Annotated in this window: 16 protein-coding genes; 3 read left to right on the top strand and 13 right to left on the bottom strand. The window is 69.1% G+C overall.

The annotated features are described in order from the left end of the window. Positions 1 to 27 precede the first annotated feature (27 nt). Entirely contained in the window at positions 28 to 462 is a 435-nt protein-coding gene (locus AC1DY7_RS19385; protein ID WP_477495551.1) for a TetR/AcrR family transcriptional regulator, read from the bottom strand. A 70-nt stretch (positions 463 to 532) separates the two neighbouring features. On the opposite strand from AC1DY7_RS19385, the gene AC1DY7_RS19380 reads away from it, so the two are divergent. Further along, positions 533 to 1,249 (top strand): SDR family NAD(P)-dependent oxidoreductase, encoded by a 717-nt coding sequence (locus AC1DY7_RS19380; protein ID WP_477495550.1) that lies wholly within the window; start codon positions 533 to 535, stop codon positions 1,247 to 1,249. Here the strand turns inward: AC1DY7_RS19380 and AC1DY7_RS19375 are convergent. The 11 genes from AC1DY7_RS19375 to dop form a co-directional block, all read right to left on the bottom strand. Next, positions 1,242 to 1,853: an FHA domain-containing protein gene (locus AC1DY7_RS19375; protein ID WP_477495328.1), complete on the bottom strand. Its 612-nt coding sequence runs from the start codon at positions 1,851 to 1,853 to the stop codon at positions 1,242 to 1,244. The two genes, AC1DY7_RS19380 and AC1DY7_RS19375, sit on opposite strands and share 8 nt — an antisense overlap. Next, a complete protein-coding gene (locus AC1DY7_RS19370) occupies positions 1,853 to 3,148 on the bottom strand; it encodes a vWA domain-containing protein (protein WP_477495327.1) in 1,296 nt (431 codons plus the stop codon). Before AC1DY7_RS19370 ends, AC1DY7_RS19375 begins: the two co-directional genes overlap by 1 nt. Further along, the gene (locus tag AC1DY7_RS19365) at positions 3,145 to 4,155 is read right to left on the bottom strand and encodes a protein serine/threonine phosphatase 2C family protein (protein ID WP_477495326.1); all 1,011 of its coding nucleotides are present in this window, start codon (positions 4,153 to 4,155) and stop codon (positions 3,145 to 3,147) included. The genes AC1DY7_RS19370 and AC1DY7_RS19365 overlap by 4 nt, the downstream gene beginning before the upstream one ends. Before the next feature lie 14 nt (positions 4,156 to 4,169). Further along, positions 4,170 to 6,404: a serine/threonine-protein kinase gene (locus AC1DY7_RS19360; RefSeq protein ID WP_477495325.1), complete on the bottom strand. Its 2,235-nt coding sequence runs from the start codon at positions 6,402 to 6,404 to the stop codon at positions 4,170 to 4,172. Next, entirely contained in the window at positions 6,401 to 7,546 is a 1,146-nt protein-coding gene (locus tag AC1DY7_RS19355) for a hypothetical protein (protein ID WP_477495324.1), read from the bottom strand. The genes AC1DY7_RS19360 and AC1DY7_RS19355 overlap by 4 nt, the downstream gene beginning before the upstream one ends. A gap of 1 nt (position 7,547) precedes the next feature. Further along, entirely contained in the window at positions 7,548 to 8,483 is a 936-nt protein-coding gene (locus AC1DY7_RS19350; protein WP_477495549.1) for a glutamate ABC transporter substrate-binding protein, read from the bottom strand. 20 nt (positions 8,484 to 8,503) lie between these two features. Beyond that, the gene (locus AC1DY7_RS19345) at positions 8,504 to 9,757 is read right to left on the bottom strand and encodes a hypothetical protein (RefSeq protein WP_477495323.1); all 1,254 of its coding nucleotides are present in this window, start codon (positions 9,755 to 9,757) and stop codon (positions 8,504 to 8,506) included. A 105-nt stretch (positions 9,758 to 9,862) separates the two neighbouring features. Then, positions 9,863 to 10,573 carry a proteasome subunit alpha gene (prcA, locus tag AC1DY7_RS19340; protein WP_477495322.1) on the bottom strand — a complete coding sequence of 237 codons (711 nt, stop codon included), beginning with the start codon at positions 10,571 to 10,573 and terminating at the stop codon, positions 9,863 to 9,865. Further along, positions 10,573 to 11,418, bottom strand: coding sequence for a proteasome subunit beta (gene prcB / locus AC1DY7_RS19335; RefSeq protein WP_477495321.1), 846 nt, complete (start codon positions 11,416 to 11,418; stop codon positions 10,573 to 10,575). The genes prcA and prcB overlap by 1 nt, the downstream gene beginning before the upstream one ends. Next, positions 11,415 to 11,609 (bottom strand): ubiquitin-like protein Pup, encoded by a 195-nt coding sequence (locus AC1DY7_RS19330; protein ID WP_477495320.1) that lies wholly within the window; start codon positions 11,607 to 11,609, stop codon positions 11,415 to 11,417. The genes prcB and AC1DY7_RS19330 overlap by 4 nt, the downstream gene beginning before the upstream one ends. Positions 11,610 to 11,683: 74 nt before the next feature. After that, positions 11,684 to 13,180 carry a depupylase/deamidase Dop gene (dop, locus tag AC1DY7_RS19325; protein WP_477495319.1) on the bottom strand — a complete coding sequence of 499 codons (1,497 nt, stop codon included), beginning with the start codon at positions 13,178 to 13,180 and terminating at the stop codon, positions 11,684 to 11,686. 49 nt (positions 13,181 to 13,229) lie between these two features. Between dop and AC1DY7_RS19320 the strand changes: the two genes are divergently transcribed. Both AC1DY7_RS19320 and AC1DY7_RS19315 read left to right on the top strand, forming a co-directional pair. Then, entirely contained in the window at positions 13,230 to 14,384 is a 1,155-nt protein-coding gene (locus tag AC1DY7_RS19320) for a hypothetical protein (protein WP_477495318.1), read from the top strand. A gap of 12 nt (positions 14,385 to 14,396) precedes the next feature. Next, complete coding sequence (locus AC1DY7_RS19315) at positions 14,397 to 15,071, top strand: response regulator transcription factor (protein ID WP_477495317.1); 675 nt, start codon at positions 14,397 to 14,399, stop codon at positions 15,069 to 15,071. Here the strand turns inward: AC1DY7_RS19315 and AC1DY7_RS19310 are convergent. Continuing rightward, complete coding sequence (locus tag AC1DY7_RS19310; protein WP_477495316.1) at positions 15,047 to 16,420, bottom strand: sensor histidine kinase; 1,374 nt, start codon at positions 16,418 to 16,420, stop codon at positions 15,047 to 15,049. The two genes, AC1DY7_RS19315 and AC1DY7_RS19310, sit on opposite strands and share 25 nt — an antisense overlap. Between the last annotated feature and the right edge of the window lie 27 nt (positions 16,421 to 16,447).

Genomic DNA, 16,447 nt, shown 5'->3' with positions numbered 1-16,447 from the left:
GGCAAGCCGCGGCGGAGGGCACCCGTGTCAGGCGACGCGCAACCCGTCCAGCACGAACCCGAGGTGACGCCGCCACGCTGTGTCGTCACCCCCGGACATCGCGATGACACGGGCCATGGCCCCGATCAGGGTGGCCAGGTCGGCCGTGCCGAAATCCGGCCGCAGCACCCCGGCGTCGCGGGCACGTGTCACGGCCGATTCCAGAAGGCCGCCACCGCGACCGCATTCGGCGCCGACGTCCACGCCGCCGACGGAGCTGCGTGAGATCGCCTCGTTGATGGACCGGTCGCGGGCCTGTAACGCGAACATGCCGTCCAGGAATCCGGTGAACCCGCGCCAGGCGTCGTCGTCGGCCAGCGCGACTGCGGCCAGTCCTTCGAGCTCGGCGAGCCGGTCCGGAAGGACGGCGTCGAGCAGGGCTCCCCGGTTGGGAAAGTTGTTGTAGAGCGTGCCGATGCTCACCCTGGCGCGGCGGGCGACTTCATCCAAGGGCACGTCGACGCCGCGCTCGGCGAACAGCTCGGCGGCGGCCGTGGTCAGCCGTTCCCCCGTCCTGTTCGTCCTGGGTGCCGGCTGCGGGCTCGCCCTCTCGGTGGCGCACCGCTTCGGCCGTGAGGGCTATGCGGTCGCGCTCGCCTCCCGCAGTGCCACCCGGCACGGCGATTACCTGGCGTCGCTGACCGATGCCGGCGTCGACGCGGCCGCATTCACCGCCGACGCGACCGATCCGGCTTCCCTGCGCTCGGCGATCGACGCCGCCCGCCGACGATTCGGGCGCATCGACGTCGGTTACTACGGTCCGGCCGCAACCATGCCGCTCACCGATATCACCGGACTGGACGCCGATGGAGCCCGTGCGGCGCTCGCCGGTGTGCTTCCCGCGGTCGATTTCGCCTCGGTGCTGCTCCCGGAACTGCGCGCACGTGGCGACGGCGGACTGCTGTTCGCGGGCGGACTCAGCAGCGTCGTACCGATGCCGCCGCTGGGCGGGCTGGCCCTGATGTCGGCGGCACTGCGCACCTACGCCCTCACGCTGCACGCCGCGCTGGCCGCCGAGGGGGTCTACGCGGGCACCCTCACCATCGGTGGGCTGATCGACCGTAGTGACATCCACGCCGCGATGACCGCCGGTGGCCAGGACTTCGGGGTCTCGGCGGCGCTGCTCGACCCCGACGATCTGGCGGACAGGCTGTGGGGGCTCTATCGCGGCCGGGTCGAGGGCGAAGCCGTGATCAACGCGCTCAACTGACCCGCACGACGGTGATCGTGGTCCACGCACCGACATGGATGCGGTCACCGTCGGCCAGCGGCGTCTCCACTCCCTCGGGCAGCCGGTCGTCGCTGCCGTTGAGGCTGGTGCCGTTGGTGGACCCGATGTCGGTGACGCTCAAGCCGGTGGTTCCCAGCCGCAGCACCGCGTGCTGGGTGGACACGCCACGGTCGGCCGGGTGCAGGGCGAGGTCGATCTGCGGATCCACCCCCTTGTCGGGGTTGCGCCGGCCGATCAGCGTGACCTCCTGGTCCAGGCTGATCCGGCGTTCGGGGAAGTACGCCGGGAAGTCCACGGTGTCGGGCCCTTCGCGGGCCAGCACCCGCTCGTAGAACTCCCGATCGGCGGCGACGACGGCGGTCCAGGCCACCGCCGCCGAAGACTGCGCGCTGGGTGGCGGCAGCGCCGAATCGTGGCCGCAGGCCTCGCAGAACCTGCCGGTGATGGGCGCCGCACAGGCCGGGCATTGCCGGGCGGCGACTGCCGCAGCTGGCTCCGCCACGGCCGGATCACCGATGGGAGACCCGCAGACGTCGCAGAAGTCCTCGGCAACCGAGGTGTGCCCGTCGACGCAGATCGGCATCAGCTGTCTCCTGAATCTTTGCGCACCCGTGCGGTTTTGGTGGACCGTGCATCCAGTGCCATCTCATCCGCCGCGGCTACCTCACGGCGCAGCGCCACGGTGCCGGTGCGCTGGTCTACCTCGACCACGCCGCGCAACAGCTTCGCCGTCCCGGTGTTGCCCGATTCCACGGCGAGGTCCATGGCCCGCTGCAGCCGGGCCGTCGCCGTCTTCACGTCGCCGTCCTTGCGGGCGCTCAGGCCTTCCTGGACGGCCTCGGCCAGCTCGGCCTGTCCGGTGTAGTGCGCGACCCGGCGGCTGATCACCGCAGAGAGCGCGGTGTCGGCGGTCCACACCGCCTTGACCAGACCCTGACCCAGAATCTGTTCGCCCGCAACGACACTCACCCGAGCAGCGAGCTTCTCCCGGCCGACGTCGGCGGGTTCGACCTCCACCTGCACGTGGTAGTCGCGCTCCTCCGCACCCCAGGAACCCAACGGGTACTCGCCGATCTGGGCGCCGGCCTCCACCCTGCGGTGCGTCAGATCCTCCACGGTGGGCGCCACCTGTTTGACGAACACCACCCTGGCTCCCGCCGGGGTCCACAACCGCAGGGTCAGGCCCGCGATCGACTTGCTCATCGATGTCCGCATCATCGACGCGAAGTCTTCGGCGAGATCCTCCGGGTCTGCCACGATGTCCACGGTGCCCAGCAGCGCCGAGGAGATGGCGCGCAGTTCCTCGACCTGCCAGTCGGTACCGACACCGCGGCAGTCGCAGGTGAATTCGCCCTCGGCCAGGCCGATCTGCTCGCCCAGCGCCTCGGGGGTCTCGTGCTCGTTCTTCCCGTCGGTGAGCAGGATCGCGTGGATGAGGGCACCGGGGTGCTGCACCACGACGTTGCGGACATGCGCCAGCCAGGTGCCCATGGCGGTGCCCCCCTTGGGACGCAGCCCGTCGACCGCCCGCAGGGCTTCGGCCCGGGTCGCGTCGGACGCCGGCACCGGCCAGCCGTCCAGCGGATAGGCGTAGGTGGCCCGTTCGGTGCCGGCGATGATGGTGAAGTAGGTGCCGTCGACGAGTTCGCCGATTGCCGCGGCGGTGGCTCGCTTGGCCTCGTCGAACTTGGTCGCAGGCGAGCGCATCGAGGTGGAACAGTCGATGATGATCGCCTCGACCCGATCGGTGTCGCCGGCCACCGCAGCATCGTCGGGGACGGTGACGCTGACTATCGCGTCGACGTTCCCGGACCCCTCGGCGATGTAGTGGTTGTGGTCGACCTCCACCGAGATAGGTTGCGGCTCAGGTGAACTCATCTACTTCCTCCGATCGGGATCACCGCGACGGTGATGTTGTCCTGGCCGCCGGACCGCAGGGCATGGTCGGTCAGTGCGCGGGCCGCCGACACCACGTCGGTGCCGGTGCAGAATTCGCGGAGGCCATCGGCCTCGGGCAGGTAGTTCCACAGGCCGTCGCTGCACACCACGAGAGCCCCCGGACCGGTCACGGTGAGGGTGCGCACGCTGGTCTCACCCCACGGCGTCGGCTCCGAATCCGCCCCCAGCCAACGCGTCAGCGTGTGTGCGCCGCGCAGCACGGCTTCGGATTGCGGTGCGGCGCCGGCGTTGATCAGCTCCTGCGCCAGCGAATCGTCGACAGTCAATTGCCGCGCGAGGGCGGGCGCGTCGGGCAGCCAGTACGACCGGCTGTCCCCGACGTTGCCGACGGTCACCTGGGCGGTCCCCCCGTCCGCCGGGATCACGATGACAGCGGTGAACGTGCACGATCCGGCGACACCAGATTGCGGTTCTGGTTGTGCGGCCGCCCGCGCTGCGGCGGCCATCCCGGCGAACATGGCCGCCGCGGTGTCACCGGAACCCGACAGCGAGTCCAGGATCGAGGCGACGCCCGCCGCGACGGCGGCCGCCGAGGCCACCTGCGGATTGATCGAGCTGGACACGCCGTCGCACACCACGACGGCGACGGCGTGCGGCCGCCCGCCGGCGTCGTCTGCGTTGGCCGCGAGAATGCCTGCGGCCGCGGCATCTTCGTTGCGGGCGTGTTCGATGCCGCGATCGGTGATCACGGCGATCCCGCCGAGGGCCACCTCATCGCGGTCGGGCTCGGCCCGCAGCTGACCGCACACCGTGCAGTACCCGTCGGGGGCCACCGTGCCGCCGCAGTCCGCGCAGGGGCCGCTGGCCCGGCCGGTCCGTGGGATGGCGACGGTGGTGACGGTCGCCAGTGCCGCACCGCAGCTCTCGCAGAACCGGTCGGCGGGCCGGGTGGGCTGCGCACAGCGCGGGCACTCGCCCCCGGTCACACGCTCACCCCCGGTCACACGCGCGTCCTCGGCCGGATGGTGTTCGCCTTCTCCACCAATTCGATTCGCTCCCACATGCTGCGCGTGCCCTGGGCCAGATCGCGGTAGCAGCGCTCCATCCCGGACCGGATGCCGGGGATGTCGAACGACTGCCCGAGCAGCTTGGTCGCAGTCGGTGTGTGACCGGCCTCCAGCCAGCCCAGCGCCGCGCTCAGCACCCGCAGATCGATCAGCGCGCGTTTGGTCGAGGACTCGACCGCACAGGCCGACGCTCGGTTACCCGCGTTCACCAAGGCCGGTTCGTCCAGCTGCTCGGCGGTGCGTCCGTCCAGCAGCAGCTCGATGGCCGTCGCCCCCGCCGCCGTGAAATACGCTGAGGCCGAGGGCACTTCATCGAGCGTGGTGATGGCCCCGGTGCGGTCTCCGGCGCGCGCCCGGCGGCGTGCCAACCCGAAAGCCGCGCTCACATAAGCGTGGTCGGTGCGCCAGACCGTCTCGTAATACCGGGTCCCGGCGCCGTCCAGCGCACCGCTGAGTTCGGCCACCGCAGCCAGTGCGAGCTTGGGCGCCAGCTCGCCGGGCAGGGTCGCCAGCACCGTCTCGAACTCGGTGCCTGCGTTGTCGAAATTGCCTTCCAGCAAGGCGGCCTGGCCTCGATACCAGGACAACCGCCAGTCTCCGGGGATCAGGGCGTCCAGTTTCGCCAGCCGTTTTCGGGCCGCCGCGGGCGACCGCATCTCCAGGTCGGCACGGGTCAACCGCAGCGGAATCTCCACCGAGCCCGCCCGGCCACCGGCCACCTGCAGTGCCTGCTCCAGCTGAGCGGGCGGGGTTCCGCTGGTGGTGGCCAGCACCGCGGCCCCCGGATCGGTCGCGTCGACGCTGGGTACCGGCAGCGCCTCGATCACCTCCGAGCGGTCGGCCAAGGTGCCCCGGCCGATCCCGAATGCCCCGCGCTGCTGGCTGAAATTCAGCGACACCCTGGGCGCCCGCTCGCCCTCGTCGCTACGCTCGCCCCGGTCGACGGCGGCGATCTCGTGCAGCACGCCGGTCAACTGGTCGGCCAGTTCCGACATGGACGAGAAGCGACGGTCCGGATCGGGATCGGTGGCGCGCGATATCACCCGGTGCAGGGACTCGTGGGCGGCCAGTACCGGCACAGTGTCCGGCCCGGGCAACTCGGCGACGAAATGGCCCTTCTCCTGCGGCACGTCCATCACCAGCACCGCCAGGGTGCGACCCACCGTGTAGACGTCGCTGGCCACCGTCGGCCCGGTACGCGCGATCTCGGGTGCCTGGTAGCCGACGGTCCCGTAGATGGCGCTCTCCTGGTCGTCCATCGCGATGACCGCGCCGAGGTCGATCAGCTTGAGATGCTCGTCGGTCTGCATGACATTGTCGGGCTTGAAATCGCAGTAGGCCAGGCCCTGGCCGTGCAGGAAATCGAGTGCCGGTGCGATCTCCACGATGTAGGCCACCGCCTGATCCGGCGGCAGGGGCCCGTTGCGCGCCTTGCGAATCTGTTTGAGCGACGTCCCGCCGACGTACTCCATCACGATGAACCCGACCGGCACCCCGGACGGATCGGGATGCTGGACGAAGTTGTAGATGCGCACGATGCTGGGGTGTTCCACCTCGGCCAGCGCGAGCACCTCGGCGGCCGCGGCGGCCATCGCGTCCTTGTCACCAGAGTTCAGCAGGCCCTTGAGGACGACCCAGCGATTGTGCACGTTGCGGTCGATGGCCAGGTAGATCCAACCCAGGCCGCCGTGCGCCAGGCAGCCCTGCACCTCATACTGACCGGCCACCAGGTCGCCGCGGGACAGCATGGGGACGAAGGAGTAGCGGGCGCCGCACGCCGTGCAGAACCCGTCCGGGCGCCCCGGCGTCCCGTCGCGGCCGCGTCCGACGGGTTTGTGGCACTCGGGATTTCCGCAGAAGCGGCTGCCTTCGGGCACCTTCGGGTCGACCATGATGGCGGCGACGGGATCGCCCTTGGGAATCCGCGGCATGGTGACCACGCCCGCACCGAGGCGGCCCCGCGAACTCGCCGAGCGCGACGACCCGGTGCGGCCGGTGCGGGCCGAACGGGCGGACACACTGCCCCTCGTGGCCGCGGCGGTGCCCACGGCCTCCCGCGACGCGGCGGTGGCCGCCGGCTCCTGCGGGGCGGCCGCGGGTGCGGTGCCACACAGGTCGCAATAGCCGTCGACGATCGTTCCGCCGCAGCCCGGCTCGGCACATGTCATCTGGCCGCCTCCCGTTTCTGAACGAGCATCTGCTGGTAGTCGGTGATCGCCCGGGTCACCTCGCGTAGGTCGCAGGGCCGCCGGGACAGCAACCCGGACGCAATCCCGCCGGACGCCAACAGATCCCGGTCCTCCCCCAGGCCCAGCCGGGCGGCCTTGGTCTGGTACACCTCGAGGCGGCCGGCCAGTTCGGCGCGGCGGTCCAGGAGACCCTGCGCCAGCTGTTCGTCCTCGTCGAGAGTGCGCTGGGCCTGGGCGATCCGCCGCTGCAGCGCCCGCAGCACGGCCGGGTCGGGCGCCGTCAGCGCCGCGAGCTCGGCACGAAGGCCGGGTTCGACGTCCGGGTGCACGGGCATCGGACCGGACAGCACGTGCCGCTGGGCTCGTTCGCGCACCTGCTGCAGGCGCAGCGCTGCGTCGCGCAAAGTGTCCAGTGACAGCGATGTCTTGTCCACTGCCGCAGCCCAATTGGATCGGACGTCGGCCAGCGCCGCCCATTCCGCGGCGTGCTTCTCGATGCCGACGGTGATGGCACGCACCCTGGTCTCGATGATGGCGGGTGTCAGCGACAGCGGATCGGTGGCCGCGACCGACAACAGGTCGGCGATACCGGCGGGTTCGGGCGCACCCGCGGCCTCGAGGCGGTCTCGTACCGATGCAAGGCGTTGCACGACAAGCGAATTGACCCGGTCCACGTCGTCCAGGAACTCGGCCACCGCAGGGTAGGCAGCACGCATCCGTTCGGCGGTGTCGGCCAGGCCTGCATACTCGACGAGCTCCCCGGACCCCGTCAGGGACCGTTTCGCCAACGGAATCCGGTGCCGCGACACTTCCAGCGGGCGCTCGCGCAGCCAACGGGTGAGTTCGGCGCGGTCGGCATCGGACGGTTTGGACCGCCGGGCCCGGACCGCCATGGCGGAGTCCAGAATCGAGGTCATCCGGCCCAGTTCCTCCCAGAGCAGGGTGACCGCGCCCTCCACCGCCGTCCAGCGCCGGGCGGTCTCCCCGGTGGGTGGATACAACCGGACGTGTGACAACCCCGGATGGCTGTCGAGTTCGACCATGGTGGCCGACATGGCAGCGATCTCCTCTGCGCGCGTGGCGATTTCGCCGTCGATGGCTTTGGTGCTCAGTGCGGTCATCTCAATCCTGATACCGCGCGGGTGGCGGACCCGGTGACGGACCGAGTGGTTGCAGCAGCTGGTCGTAGAGGCGCTGCCACGTTCCGTCGGAGCGGATCTGATCGAGCACGCCGTTGACGAACCGGACCAGATCCTCGTTCTGCAGCTTGATGCCGACACCGTACGGCTCGACGCCGAGGCTTGGACCGACCACTGCGACGTTGGGATCCTGCTTTTTCAGGCCGGCCAGCACGACACCATCGGTACCGATGACGTCGACCTGGCCTTGTTGCAGCATCACCAGGCAGTCGGTCCAGGTCGGCGCCCCGAGCACGATCGGCCGGGGGTCCAGGCCGTAGAGCTTGGCCAGCGACGTGGTGCCCGACACCGCGCAGCCACGCTTGCCGGCCAGGCCCGCCGCGGAGTCGATACCCGAATTCTTGCGCACCAGGATGCGCTGGTCGGCGTTGAAATACACGGTCGAGAAGGCCACGTTCTTCTTGCGTGCGCAGTTGATCGAGAACGTACGGACCACCACGTCGACGTCGCCGGATTGCAGTACCGCTTCCCGTTGGCCGGCGTCGACGACGCGGAACTCGACCCGGTTGGGATCGCCGAAGATGGCACGCGCGATCTCGCGCGCGATCTCGACATCGAAACCTTCCAGCCGCCCGGTCACCGGGTCACGGAACCCGAACAGGTATTGGCTCTGGTCCACACCGGCGATCAGCCGGCCACGCGCGGCGATCGCCGCCATCGTCGAACCGGGAGGCATGGCGCCTGGCTCGGGTTTGGGGCCCGGGCGCAGGCTGGCTTCCTTGTCGCAGTCATTGCCGACGGCGGCGGGTGCGGTGCTGACCTCGGCGACCCCGGCCGGTCTGGCATCGACCGGCGCGACGCTGACCGAGACCGGTTCGCCGGCCGACCCGCACCCGGCAGCCACTCCGATTGCCACCATTGCCAGGATGATTCGGGTTCTCACAGGAACTCCTTGAGGCGTGGCCACAGGCCGATCACGGCAGCGGCGGCGGCGATGACCAACAGCACCAGTGTCGCCGTGGGGCTCCAGGCCAGTCGGTGACCCGCGCTGGCGACCTCGCCCCGCAGGACGGCGCGGGTGTTCTGCAATTCGGCGCGCAAGCTGGTGTCCACGACGTCGAACTGCGCGGCCGACGCATTCGGGTCGTTGCCGATGGCTTGGGCCACCGCGCCGGGGTAGTCACCGGAAGAGTAGATGTCGGCGTGCTTGTGGTGGCTGGCAGTCCATTTCGCCACCCCGTCCACCGTGGCCACCGGTCCGCCCGCGAGCAACGTGTTCAGTTCCGCGATGTTCTTGTCGAAGGCGGCGTTGCTGGTGCCGATATCGCCGCGGGCGACCAACTGTAGGGTCTCGCCGGTCCTGGTCTGCAGCGCCAGGATCCGGGCTTTGGCCAGTTGCGCGAAGCGTTCGGTGCCCGCGGAGCGGCTCTGGCCGATGTCGACGGCCGCCAGTTGGGTGGCAACGACCAGCCATCCGGCGGCCAGCAGTACCGCGACGGCCGCGACGACCAGTCCGACGTTGAACAGCCGGTTCGTCCTGCGGTAGAGGATCACCGATCCGGCCACCACCGCGATCAAGCCGAACACCATCAGGATCAGCCCCAGCACCGGGATCGAGCCGACCGCGCGCTGATCTTCGTCGACGTTCGCCGTGTCACGGCTGTAGATGCGTTCGGCGGCGGGCAACAGCCCCGTCTGCATCAGCGAGGACGCCTCGCCGAGGTAGGCGGAGCCGACGGGAAACCCTTGCCGGTCGTTGGCGCGCGCAGCCTCGACCAGCCCCGTGTAGGCCGACATCTGCGCCGAGATCTCGGCCATCGCGGTCCGCATCTCGGCGTCGGTGGCCCCGGCCGTCGCATCGGCCAGCGCGGCCGCGGCGTCGGCCAGGGCCTGCTGGTAGCGCACGCGCATGGGGCCGGTGTCGATCTCGTTGGACAGGAACGCCGACACAGCGGCGGCGTCGGCGGTGGACAGGGCCGCGTAGAGATTGTGCGCGGCATAGGCCAGGGGCTCGGACCGTTCGAGGATCGCGTTGCGTTCGGCAATCCGGCCGTTGAGCTGAATGGCCGAAATGGCCGCGGCGATCAGGGCTCCGGCCACCACCACGACGACGATGATGGTGACCACTCCGGGGGTGGTCCGGGCGAATCGTCGCAACCACGACACCGATGCCTGGGTACGAGAAGTACTCATCTCGGTGCGGGTCCTTTTGTGAACGTCACTCGGCCGTCAACACATTGCTGACGGTCAAGTGATTATCACCTCGGAACCGGTCGCCTGCTGGCGATATCGCCTCAGCTACTCGGGAGTGTTTCCCGACGGAAGAAGAGCTTCCAGCGCCGTGCCCGTGATCCGCCGGAACGCGCGGCGGGGCCGGTTGGCGTCCAGGATCGCCACCTCCAGGGTGGACGGCCCGAGCACACGTTGCTCGTCGCCACCGGCGTGCAGTGCTTCCACCGCGATCCGCACGGCGTCAGACAGCACGGCGTTCTCGGTGTAGGACTCGTTGAGCGCGGCCGAGATCGGTTCGGTGGTACCGCCCATCACCACGAAATGGGGCTCGTCAGCGATGGATCCGTCATAGGTGATGCGGTACAACTCGGGCGCTTTGCTCTCGCCGAAGTGCTCGACCTCCGCGACACACAGTTCCACCTCGTACGGCTTGGCCTGTTCGGTGAAGATGGTGCCGAGGGTCTGGGCGTATACGTTGGCCAGCTGCCGGCCGGTCACGTCGCGCCGGTCATAGGCGTATCCGCGGGTGTCGGCGAATTGGATGCCGCCACGACGCAGGTTGTCGAACTCGTTGAACCGGCCCACCGCGGCGAACCCGACCCGGTCGTAGAGTTCGCTGACCTTCTGCAGCGAACGCGACGGGTTCTCGGCCACGAACAGCACGCCGCCGTCGTAGGCCAGCGCGATGACACTGCGACCTCGCGAAATGCCTTTGCGCGCAAGCTCGGAACGTTCACGCATCGCCTGCTCGGGCGAAATGAAGTACGGGAAGCTCATCAGCCCACACCACCCTCACGGGTCCGCGCCGCGATGACCTCGCGGGCCAGGCCGGCAATACGTTCCTCGGTGACCTCCTCGGCGCCTTCGGCCCGCAGCAGCACCGCGGTTGGATAGATCCCGCGGGTCAGATCGGGGCCGCCGGTGGCCGAGTCGTCGTCGGCGGCGTCATAGAGCGACTCGATGGCGACTTTGAGGGCCGAATCCGCATCCGTCACTTGTGGATACAGCTTCTTGACCGACGACCTGGCGAACAGTGATCCGGAGCCCACCGATTGGTAGCCCTCCTGCTCGAGATTCCAGCCGCCCGCGGCATCGAAGGAGACGATCCGTCCGGCGTTCGCCGGATCGGGGTCATCGACGTCGAAGCCGACCAACAACGGCAGGGCGACGAAACCTTGAAGTGCCGCACCGAGATTGCCTCGCACCATGGTGGCCAACCGGTTCACCTTGCCCTTGAAGGTCAGCGGGACACCCTCGACCTTCTCGTAGTGCTCCAGCTCTACCGCGTAGAGCCGCGCGAACTCGACGGCGATCGCCGCGGTGCCCGCGATGCCCGTCGCGGTGTAATCGTCGGCGATGTGCACCTTCTCGACATCGCGACTGGCGATCATGTTGCCCTGGGTGGCCCGCCGGTCGCCCGCGATCAGCACCCCGCCGGGGTACTTCAGCGCCACGATTGTGGTGCCGTGCGGCAGGTCCGACCCGGACCCCACCACGCGGTCACCCGCCATCGGCAGCAGATGCGGAGCCTGATGGCTCAAGAATTCGCTGAACGAGGACAGATTGAGCCGAGATGAGGAGAGGTCGAGGCGGTCGGAGGGCTTGTCGAACCGGGCCGTCACTGGCCGCCCTTTTGGACATACGCGCGCACGAAGTCCTCAGCGTTCTCCTCCAGCACGTCGTCGATCTCGTCGAGAAGGTCGTCGGTCTCCTCGGTCAGCTTCTCGCGACGCTCCTGGCCGGCGGCCGTCGTACCGGTGACATCGTCATCCTCACCGCCACCACCGCCACGCTTGGTCTGTTCCTGAGCCATCGCCGCCTCCTGATTGCACGATCGGTTCTTTCACACTACCGGTCGACACGCGTCCTGCCCGGTATAGCAAGTACTTACGTGGTGAGCTGTTCCACCAATTCGGCGGCACTGTCCACCGAATCCAGCAACGCCCCCACGTGAGCCTTGCTGCCCCGCAGGGGCTCCAGGGTGGGAATCCGGACGAGCGAATCGCCGCCCAGGTCGAAGATGACCGAATCCCAGCTCGCGGCGGCGATGTCGGCACCGAACCGGCGCAGGCACTCACCGCGGAAGTAGGCCCGGGTGTCGGTCGGCGGATTGTCGACGGCGTCCAGCACCTGCTGCTCGCTGACCAGGCGTTTCATCGACCCACGTGCCACCAGCCGGTTATACAGACCCTTGTCCAGGCGCACATCGGAGTACTGCAGGTCGACCAGATGCAGGCGCGGCGCGGACCAGGACAGGTTCTCCCGCTGCCGGAAACCTTCCAGCAGGCGCAGCTTGGCGGGCCAGTCCAGGATCTCCGCGCATTCCATCGGGTCGCGCTCCAGCAGATCGAGCACCTCGGCCCAGGTCTGCACGACATGACTGGCGCGCGGATCGGGGTCGCGACTGTCCAGCAGCTTGCCCACCCGCTCCAGGTAGATGCGTTGCAGCGCAAGAGCGGTCAGCTCGCGGCCGTCGGCCAGCGCAATCGTGGCGCGCAGGGACGGGTCCCGGCTGACCACGTGCACGGCGTGTACGGGGCGGGCCAGCGCCAGATCGGACAGATCCACCCCGGATTCGATGAGGTCGAGCACCAGCGAGGTGGTGCCCACCTTGAGGTAGGTCGAGGTCTCCGCGAGGTTGGCGTCCCCGATGATGACGTGCAGGCGCCGGTATTTGTCGGCGTCGGCGTGCGGCTCGTCGCGGGTGTTGATGATGCCGCGCTTGAGGGTGGTCTCCAGGCCGACCTCGACCTCGATGTAGTCGGCGCGCTGGGACAACTGGAATCCGGGCTCGTCACCCGAGGGTCCGATACCGACCCGGCCCGACCCGGTGAACACCTGCCGGGACACGAAAAACGGTGTGAGTCCGGCGATCACCGCCGAGAACGGGGTCTGCCGGCTCATCAGATAGTTCTCGTGCGATCCGTAGGACGCACCCTTGTTGTCGATGTTGTTCTTGTAGAGCTGCAGTTTCGCCGCCCCGGGCACGCTGGCCACATGCCGGGCTGCGGCCTCCATCACCCGTTCGCCGGCCTTGTCCCAGATCACGGCGTCGAGCGGGTCGGTGCATTCGGGGGCCGAATACTCCGGGTGGGCGTGATCGACGTAGAGCCGGGCGCCGTTGGTGAGGATCATGTTGGCTGCGCCGACCTCATCGGCGTCGATGATCGGCGGCGGTCCCGACGCGCGGGACAGGTCGAAGCCGCGGGCGTCGCGCAGCGGGGACTCGACCTCGTAGTCCCACCGGGTGCGCTTGGCCCGCTGCAAACCGGCCGCGGCGGCGTAGGCGAGCACGGCCTGCGTGGAGGTGAGGATCGGATTCGCGGTGGGATCCGTCGGCGACGAGATGCCGTATTCCACCTCAGTTCCGATAATCCGTTGCATAAGTTGCAACCCTAGCGACGCGCACCCGGTCGATGTCAGGTAGGGCTAGATGATGGAGGCCAGATTGGACCCGGTCGAGGCGCACGCCTGGTTTCTGCGACGCGGGTTGCCCACCGTGTTGCGGCCCGGGGTACTGGCCCGCAACCTCTGGCAGCGCGGCGCCCCGGCCTTCGCGGCGCTCGCCGTGTTCATGGCCAACTCGGTGGCCGTCGTCGCCCTCACCGGGAAGCACACCGTCGCCATCGACGGCACGCCCACCCGCAGCGAATGGTTCATCCTGGCGTTGCTGGTCCTCGTGCTGCCGGTCGCCGCGGTCGTCGCGTGGCGGGTGTCGCGGATCAGCAGCATGCGCGGGCGCACCGTCGCCACGATGGTGGCACTGCTGGTGAGCCTGGTCGGCACCGTCGTCGGTGGACCGTCCCCCTACGTCGTCCCCGACCTGCTGCTGACGGGCGCGATCATCGCGGTCATCCTGGTGCTGACCGCCACCGGCATCGGCTCGATCCTCGGCCTGGCGATCAGCGCGACGCTGCACAACCTGACGCAGATGGGTGGCCTGCTGGCCCGCGCGTTGCCGGTCATCCTGCTGACCGTGCTGGTGTTCTTCAACACCTACGTGTGGCTGATGGCGGCGTATGTCCCCCGGCCGCGGATGTGGTTGGCGCTGTTGTTTCTCGCTGCCATCGCGGTGGCGTTCATCACCTCCGCGACCATCGAACGCGTCCGGCCGATCCTGTTGTCCTCCACCCGCCCGCCCAAAATCGACGGCGCCCTCCTCGGCACGCCCTTCCACGGCCTGCCCGGGCCCGTTCGGCGGGTGCATCTGTCCCGGCTGGAACGCATCAATGTGGTGTTCGTCCTGGTGATGACGCAGGTGGTCCAGGTGCTGGTGGTGTCCGTCATCACCCCCCTGGTCTTCGCGGTGCTGGGGCTGATCCTGTTGACACCGAAGCTGCTGGCCGAGTGGACGCGCAACGGCGCCAGCGACGGGGTGATCTTGGGGATGACGCTGCCCATTCCCCAGGCACTGATCCAGACGAGCATGTTCCTCGGAGCGCTGACCTTCATGTACATCAGCGCGCGTGCCGCCGGTGATCCCGACTACCGCACCGAGTTCCTGGACCCGTTGATCGACGACCTCACCCTGACGCTGGACGCGCGGGACCGCTATCGGCTGCAGACCCGTCCCGCGAAGGACGGGTAGACATGAGGTGCCATGAAACTACTGATCGTCGAGGACGAAGCCCGGTTACGGTCCACCCTGACCGCCGGATTGCGCGCCGAGGGCTTCGCGGTGACCGAGGCCGCCGACGGGATGGCCGGCCTGCGGCTGGCCTCCGAGGGGCAGTACGACGTCGTCGTCCTGGACATCATGCTGCCCGGTATCAGCGGTTACGAGGTGCTGCGCCGGATGCGGACCCGGGAGGTGTGGACGCCGGTCATGATGCTCACCGCCAAAGACGGTGACTATGACCAGGCGGATGCCTTCGACCTCGGCGCCGACGACTACCTGACCAAACCGTTCTCGTTCATCGTGCTCGTCGCGCGCCTGCGTGCGTTGTTGCGCCGCAGCACGACTCAGCGACCCGCGCTGCTCACCGCAGGAACGCTGACGCTGGATCCGATTCACCGCTCGGTGTCGCGGGCGAAGACGCCCATCGCCCTCACCCCGCGCGAATACGGCCTGCTCGAATATCTGATGCGCCACAAGGACGTCGCGGTGGCCAAGGCCGAACTGCTGCACAACGTGTGGGACACCCACTACGACGGGCCGGACAACGTGGTCGAGGTGTACGTCGGTTATCTGCGCCGCAAGATCGACACGCCGTTCGGCACCAACACCATCGAAACGGTGCGCGGCGTCGGCTACCGGGTGACCGGCGGCAGCTGAACCGTCACCCGGGCACCGCCCCCCGGCCGGTCCTCGATCCAGACCCGGCCGCGGTGGGCCGCAACGATTTCGGCCACGATCGCCAGTCCGAGGCCGGAACCGCCCGCACTGCGTGAGCGGTCCCGGTCCAACCGGACGAAGCGGTCGAACACCCGTAGCCGGTCCGGTTCGGGCACCCCCGGCCCGTCATCGCCGACCGTGAGCACCGCGCCACCGGCCGCAGTGCCGGGACCGGTGACGGTGATCTCGATGAGGGACATGGCATGTCGGGAAGCATTGTCGAGCAGATTGCGCAGCACCCTGGCCAGCGCCGCGGCATCACCGGTCACCCGGGCCGGCGTCACCTCGCACCGCACCTCCAGCGAGGTGGCGCGCCGCAGGCTGCGCGCCGCGTCGATGGCCAGATCGTCGAGGTCGACGTCGCCGAATCTCGCGGTGGGACCCCGTTCGTCGGCCCTGGCCAGCAGGAGCAGGTCGTCGATCAGGCCGGCCATCCGGTGCGCCTCGGGCAGCAGCGTGTGTTCGGCCAGTTCGGCATTCAGCAGATCGGGGTGGGCCTGAGCCACCTCGAGCGCGGAGATGATGGTCGCCAGCGGGCTGCGCAGCTCATGGGAGGCGTCACCGACGAATCGCTGCTGGGCCGCGTGCCCGGCCTCGATGCGGGTCAGCATCTCGTTCATCGTCACCGCGAGCGCGGCGATCTCGTCGCGGCGGTCGGGCACCGGGACCCGGCCGGACAGGTCGGAGGTCGTGATGGCAGCGACCCGGGACCGGATGTCGTCCACCGAACGCAACGACCGTCGCACCAGCAGGTAGGTGGCGCAGGCCGAGACCGCGATGACGGCCGGCGCGGCGACCGCCAGCGCCACCGCCACCGTGCCCACTGTCTCGGTCACCTTCGCGCGACGCTCGCCGACGACCACGGTGAACCGGTGCCCATGGCCGTCGGTGACGGCCTGGGTGCTGAATCTGATCTGCCCGAACTGCGCCACATGCCCGCTGCCATCGGGACCGATCTCGGCGACCGGGATCAGCGGGGTGTCGGGTGTCGCGGCCGACCGCCGCACCACCGCCCCGCCCTCGTCGATGATCTGCACGGCGTTGATGCGTCCGTCGGTGGTCAGCAGGTCATCGCCGACCGTCGCCGGACCACCGGTGACGATGGCCGCCACCAGTTGCGACACCCGTTCGGATGCGGCGTTGTCGGCTCTGCTGAGCATCGACTGGTACAGCACCACCGACAGCACCACACCCGCCGCGCCGAGCGCGACGAACACCACGCTGGCCGCGACGAAGGCGGACCGGGCGGATATCCCCCAGTTCGCGGGGCGCAGAAGTTCTCGTGGCATCTCCCCCAGATTGCACCAGATCATCGA

Source organism: Mycobacterium sp. P2_H7 (assembly GCF_056403275.1).
This window is presented reverse-complemented; position numbering and strand designations above follow the sequence as displayed.

Bases quoted from the DNA above. Each gene is read 5' to 3' on its own strand.
- AC1DY7_RS19375 (WP_477495328.1), bottom strand. From the start codon at position 1,853: ATGCCGATCTGCGTCGACGGGCACACCTCGGTTGCCGAGGACTTCTGC.
- AC1DY7_RS19370 (WP_477495327.1), bottom strand. From the start codon at position 3,148: ATGAGTTCACCTGAGCCGCAACCTATCTCGGTGGAGGTCGACCACAAC.
- AC1DY7_RS19360 (WP_477495325.1), bottom strand. From the start codon at position 6,404: ATGACATGTGCCGAGCCGGGCTGCGGCGGAACGATCGTCGACGGCTAT.
- AC1DY7_RS19355 (WP_477495324.1), bottom strand. From the start codon at position 7,546: ATGACCGCACTGAGCACCAAAGCCATCGACGGCGAAATCGCCACGCGC.
- AC1DY7_RS19350 (WP_477495549.1), bottom strand. From the start codon at position 8,483: ATGGTGGCAATCGGAGTGGCTGCCGGGTGCGGGTCGGCCGGCGAACCG.
- AC1DY7_RS19345 (WP_477495323.1), bottom strand. From the start codon at position 9,757: ATGAGTACTTCTCGTACCCAGGCATCGGTGTCGTGGTTGCGACGATTC.
- prcA (WP_477495322.1), bottom strand. From the start codon at position 10,573: ATGAGCTTCCCGTACTTCATTTCGCCCGAGCAGGCGATGCGTGAACGT.
- AC1DY7_RS19330 (WP_477495320.1), bottom strand. From the start codon at position 11,609: ATGGCTCAGGAACAGACCAAGCGTGGCGGTGGTGGCGGTGAGGATGAC.
- dop (WP_477495319.1), bottom strand. From the start codon at position 13,180: ATGCAACGGATTATCGGAACTGAGGTGGAATACGGCATCTCGTCGCCG.
- AC1DY7_RS19320 (WP_477495318.1), top strand. From the start codon at position 13,230: ATGATGGAGGCCAGATTGGACCCGGTCGAGGCGCACGCCTGGTTTCTG.
- AC1DY7_RS19315 (WP_477495317.1), top strand. From the start codon at position 14,397: ATGAAACTACTGATCGTCGAGGACGAAGCCCGGTTACGGTCCACCCTG.
- AC1DY7_RS19310 (WP_477495316.1), bottom strand. From the start codon at position 16,420: ATGCCACGAGAACTTCTGCGCCCCGCGAACTGGGGGATATCCGCCCGG.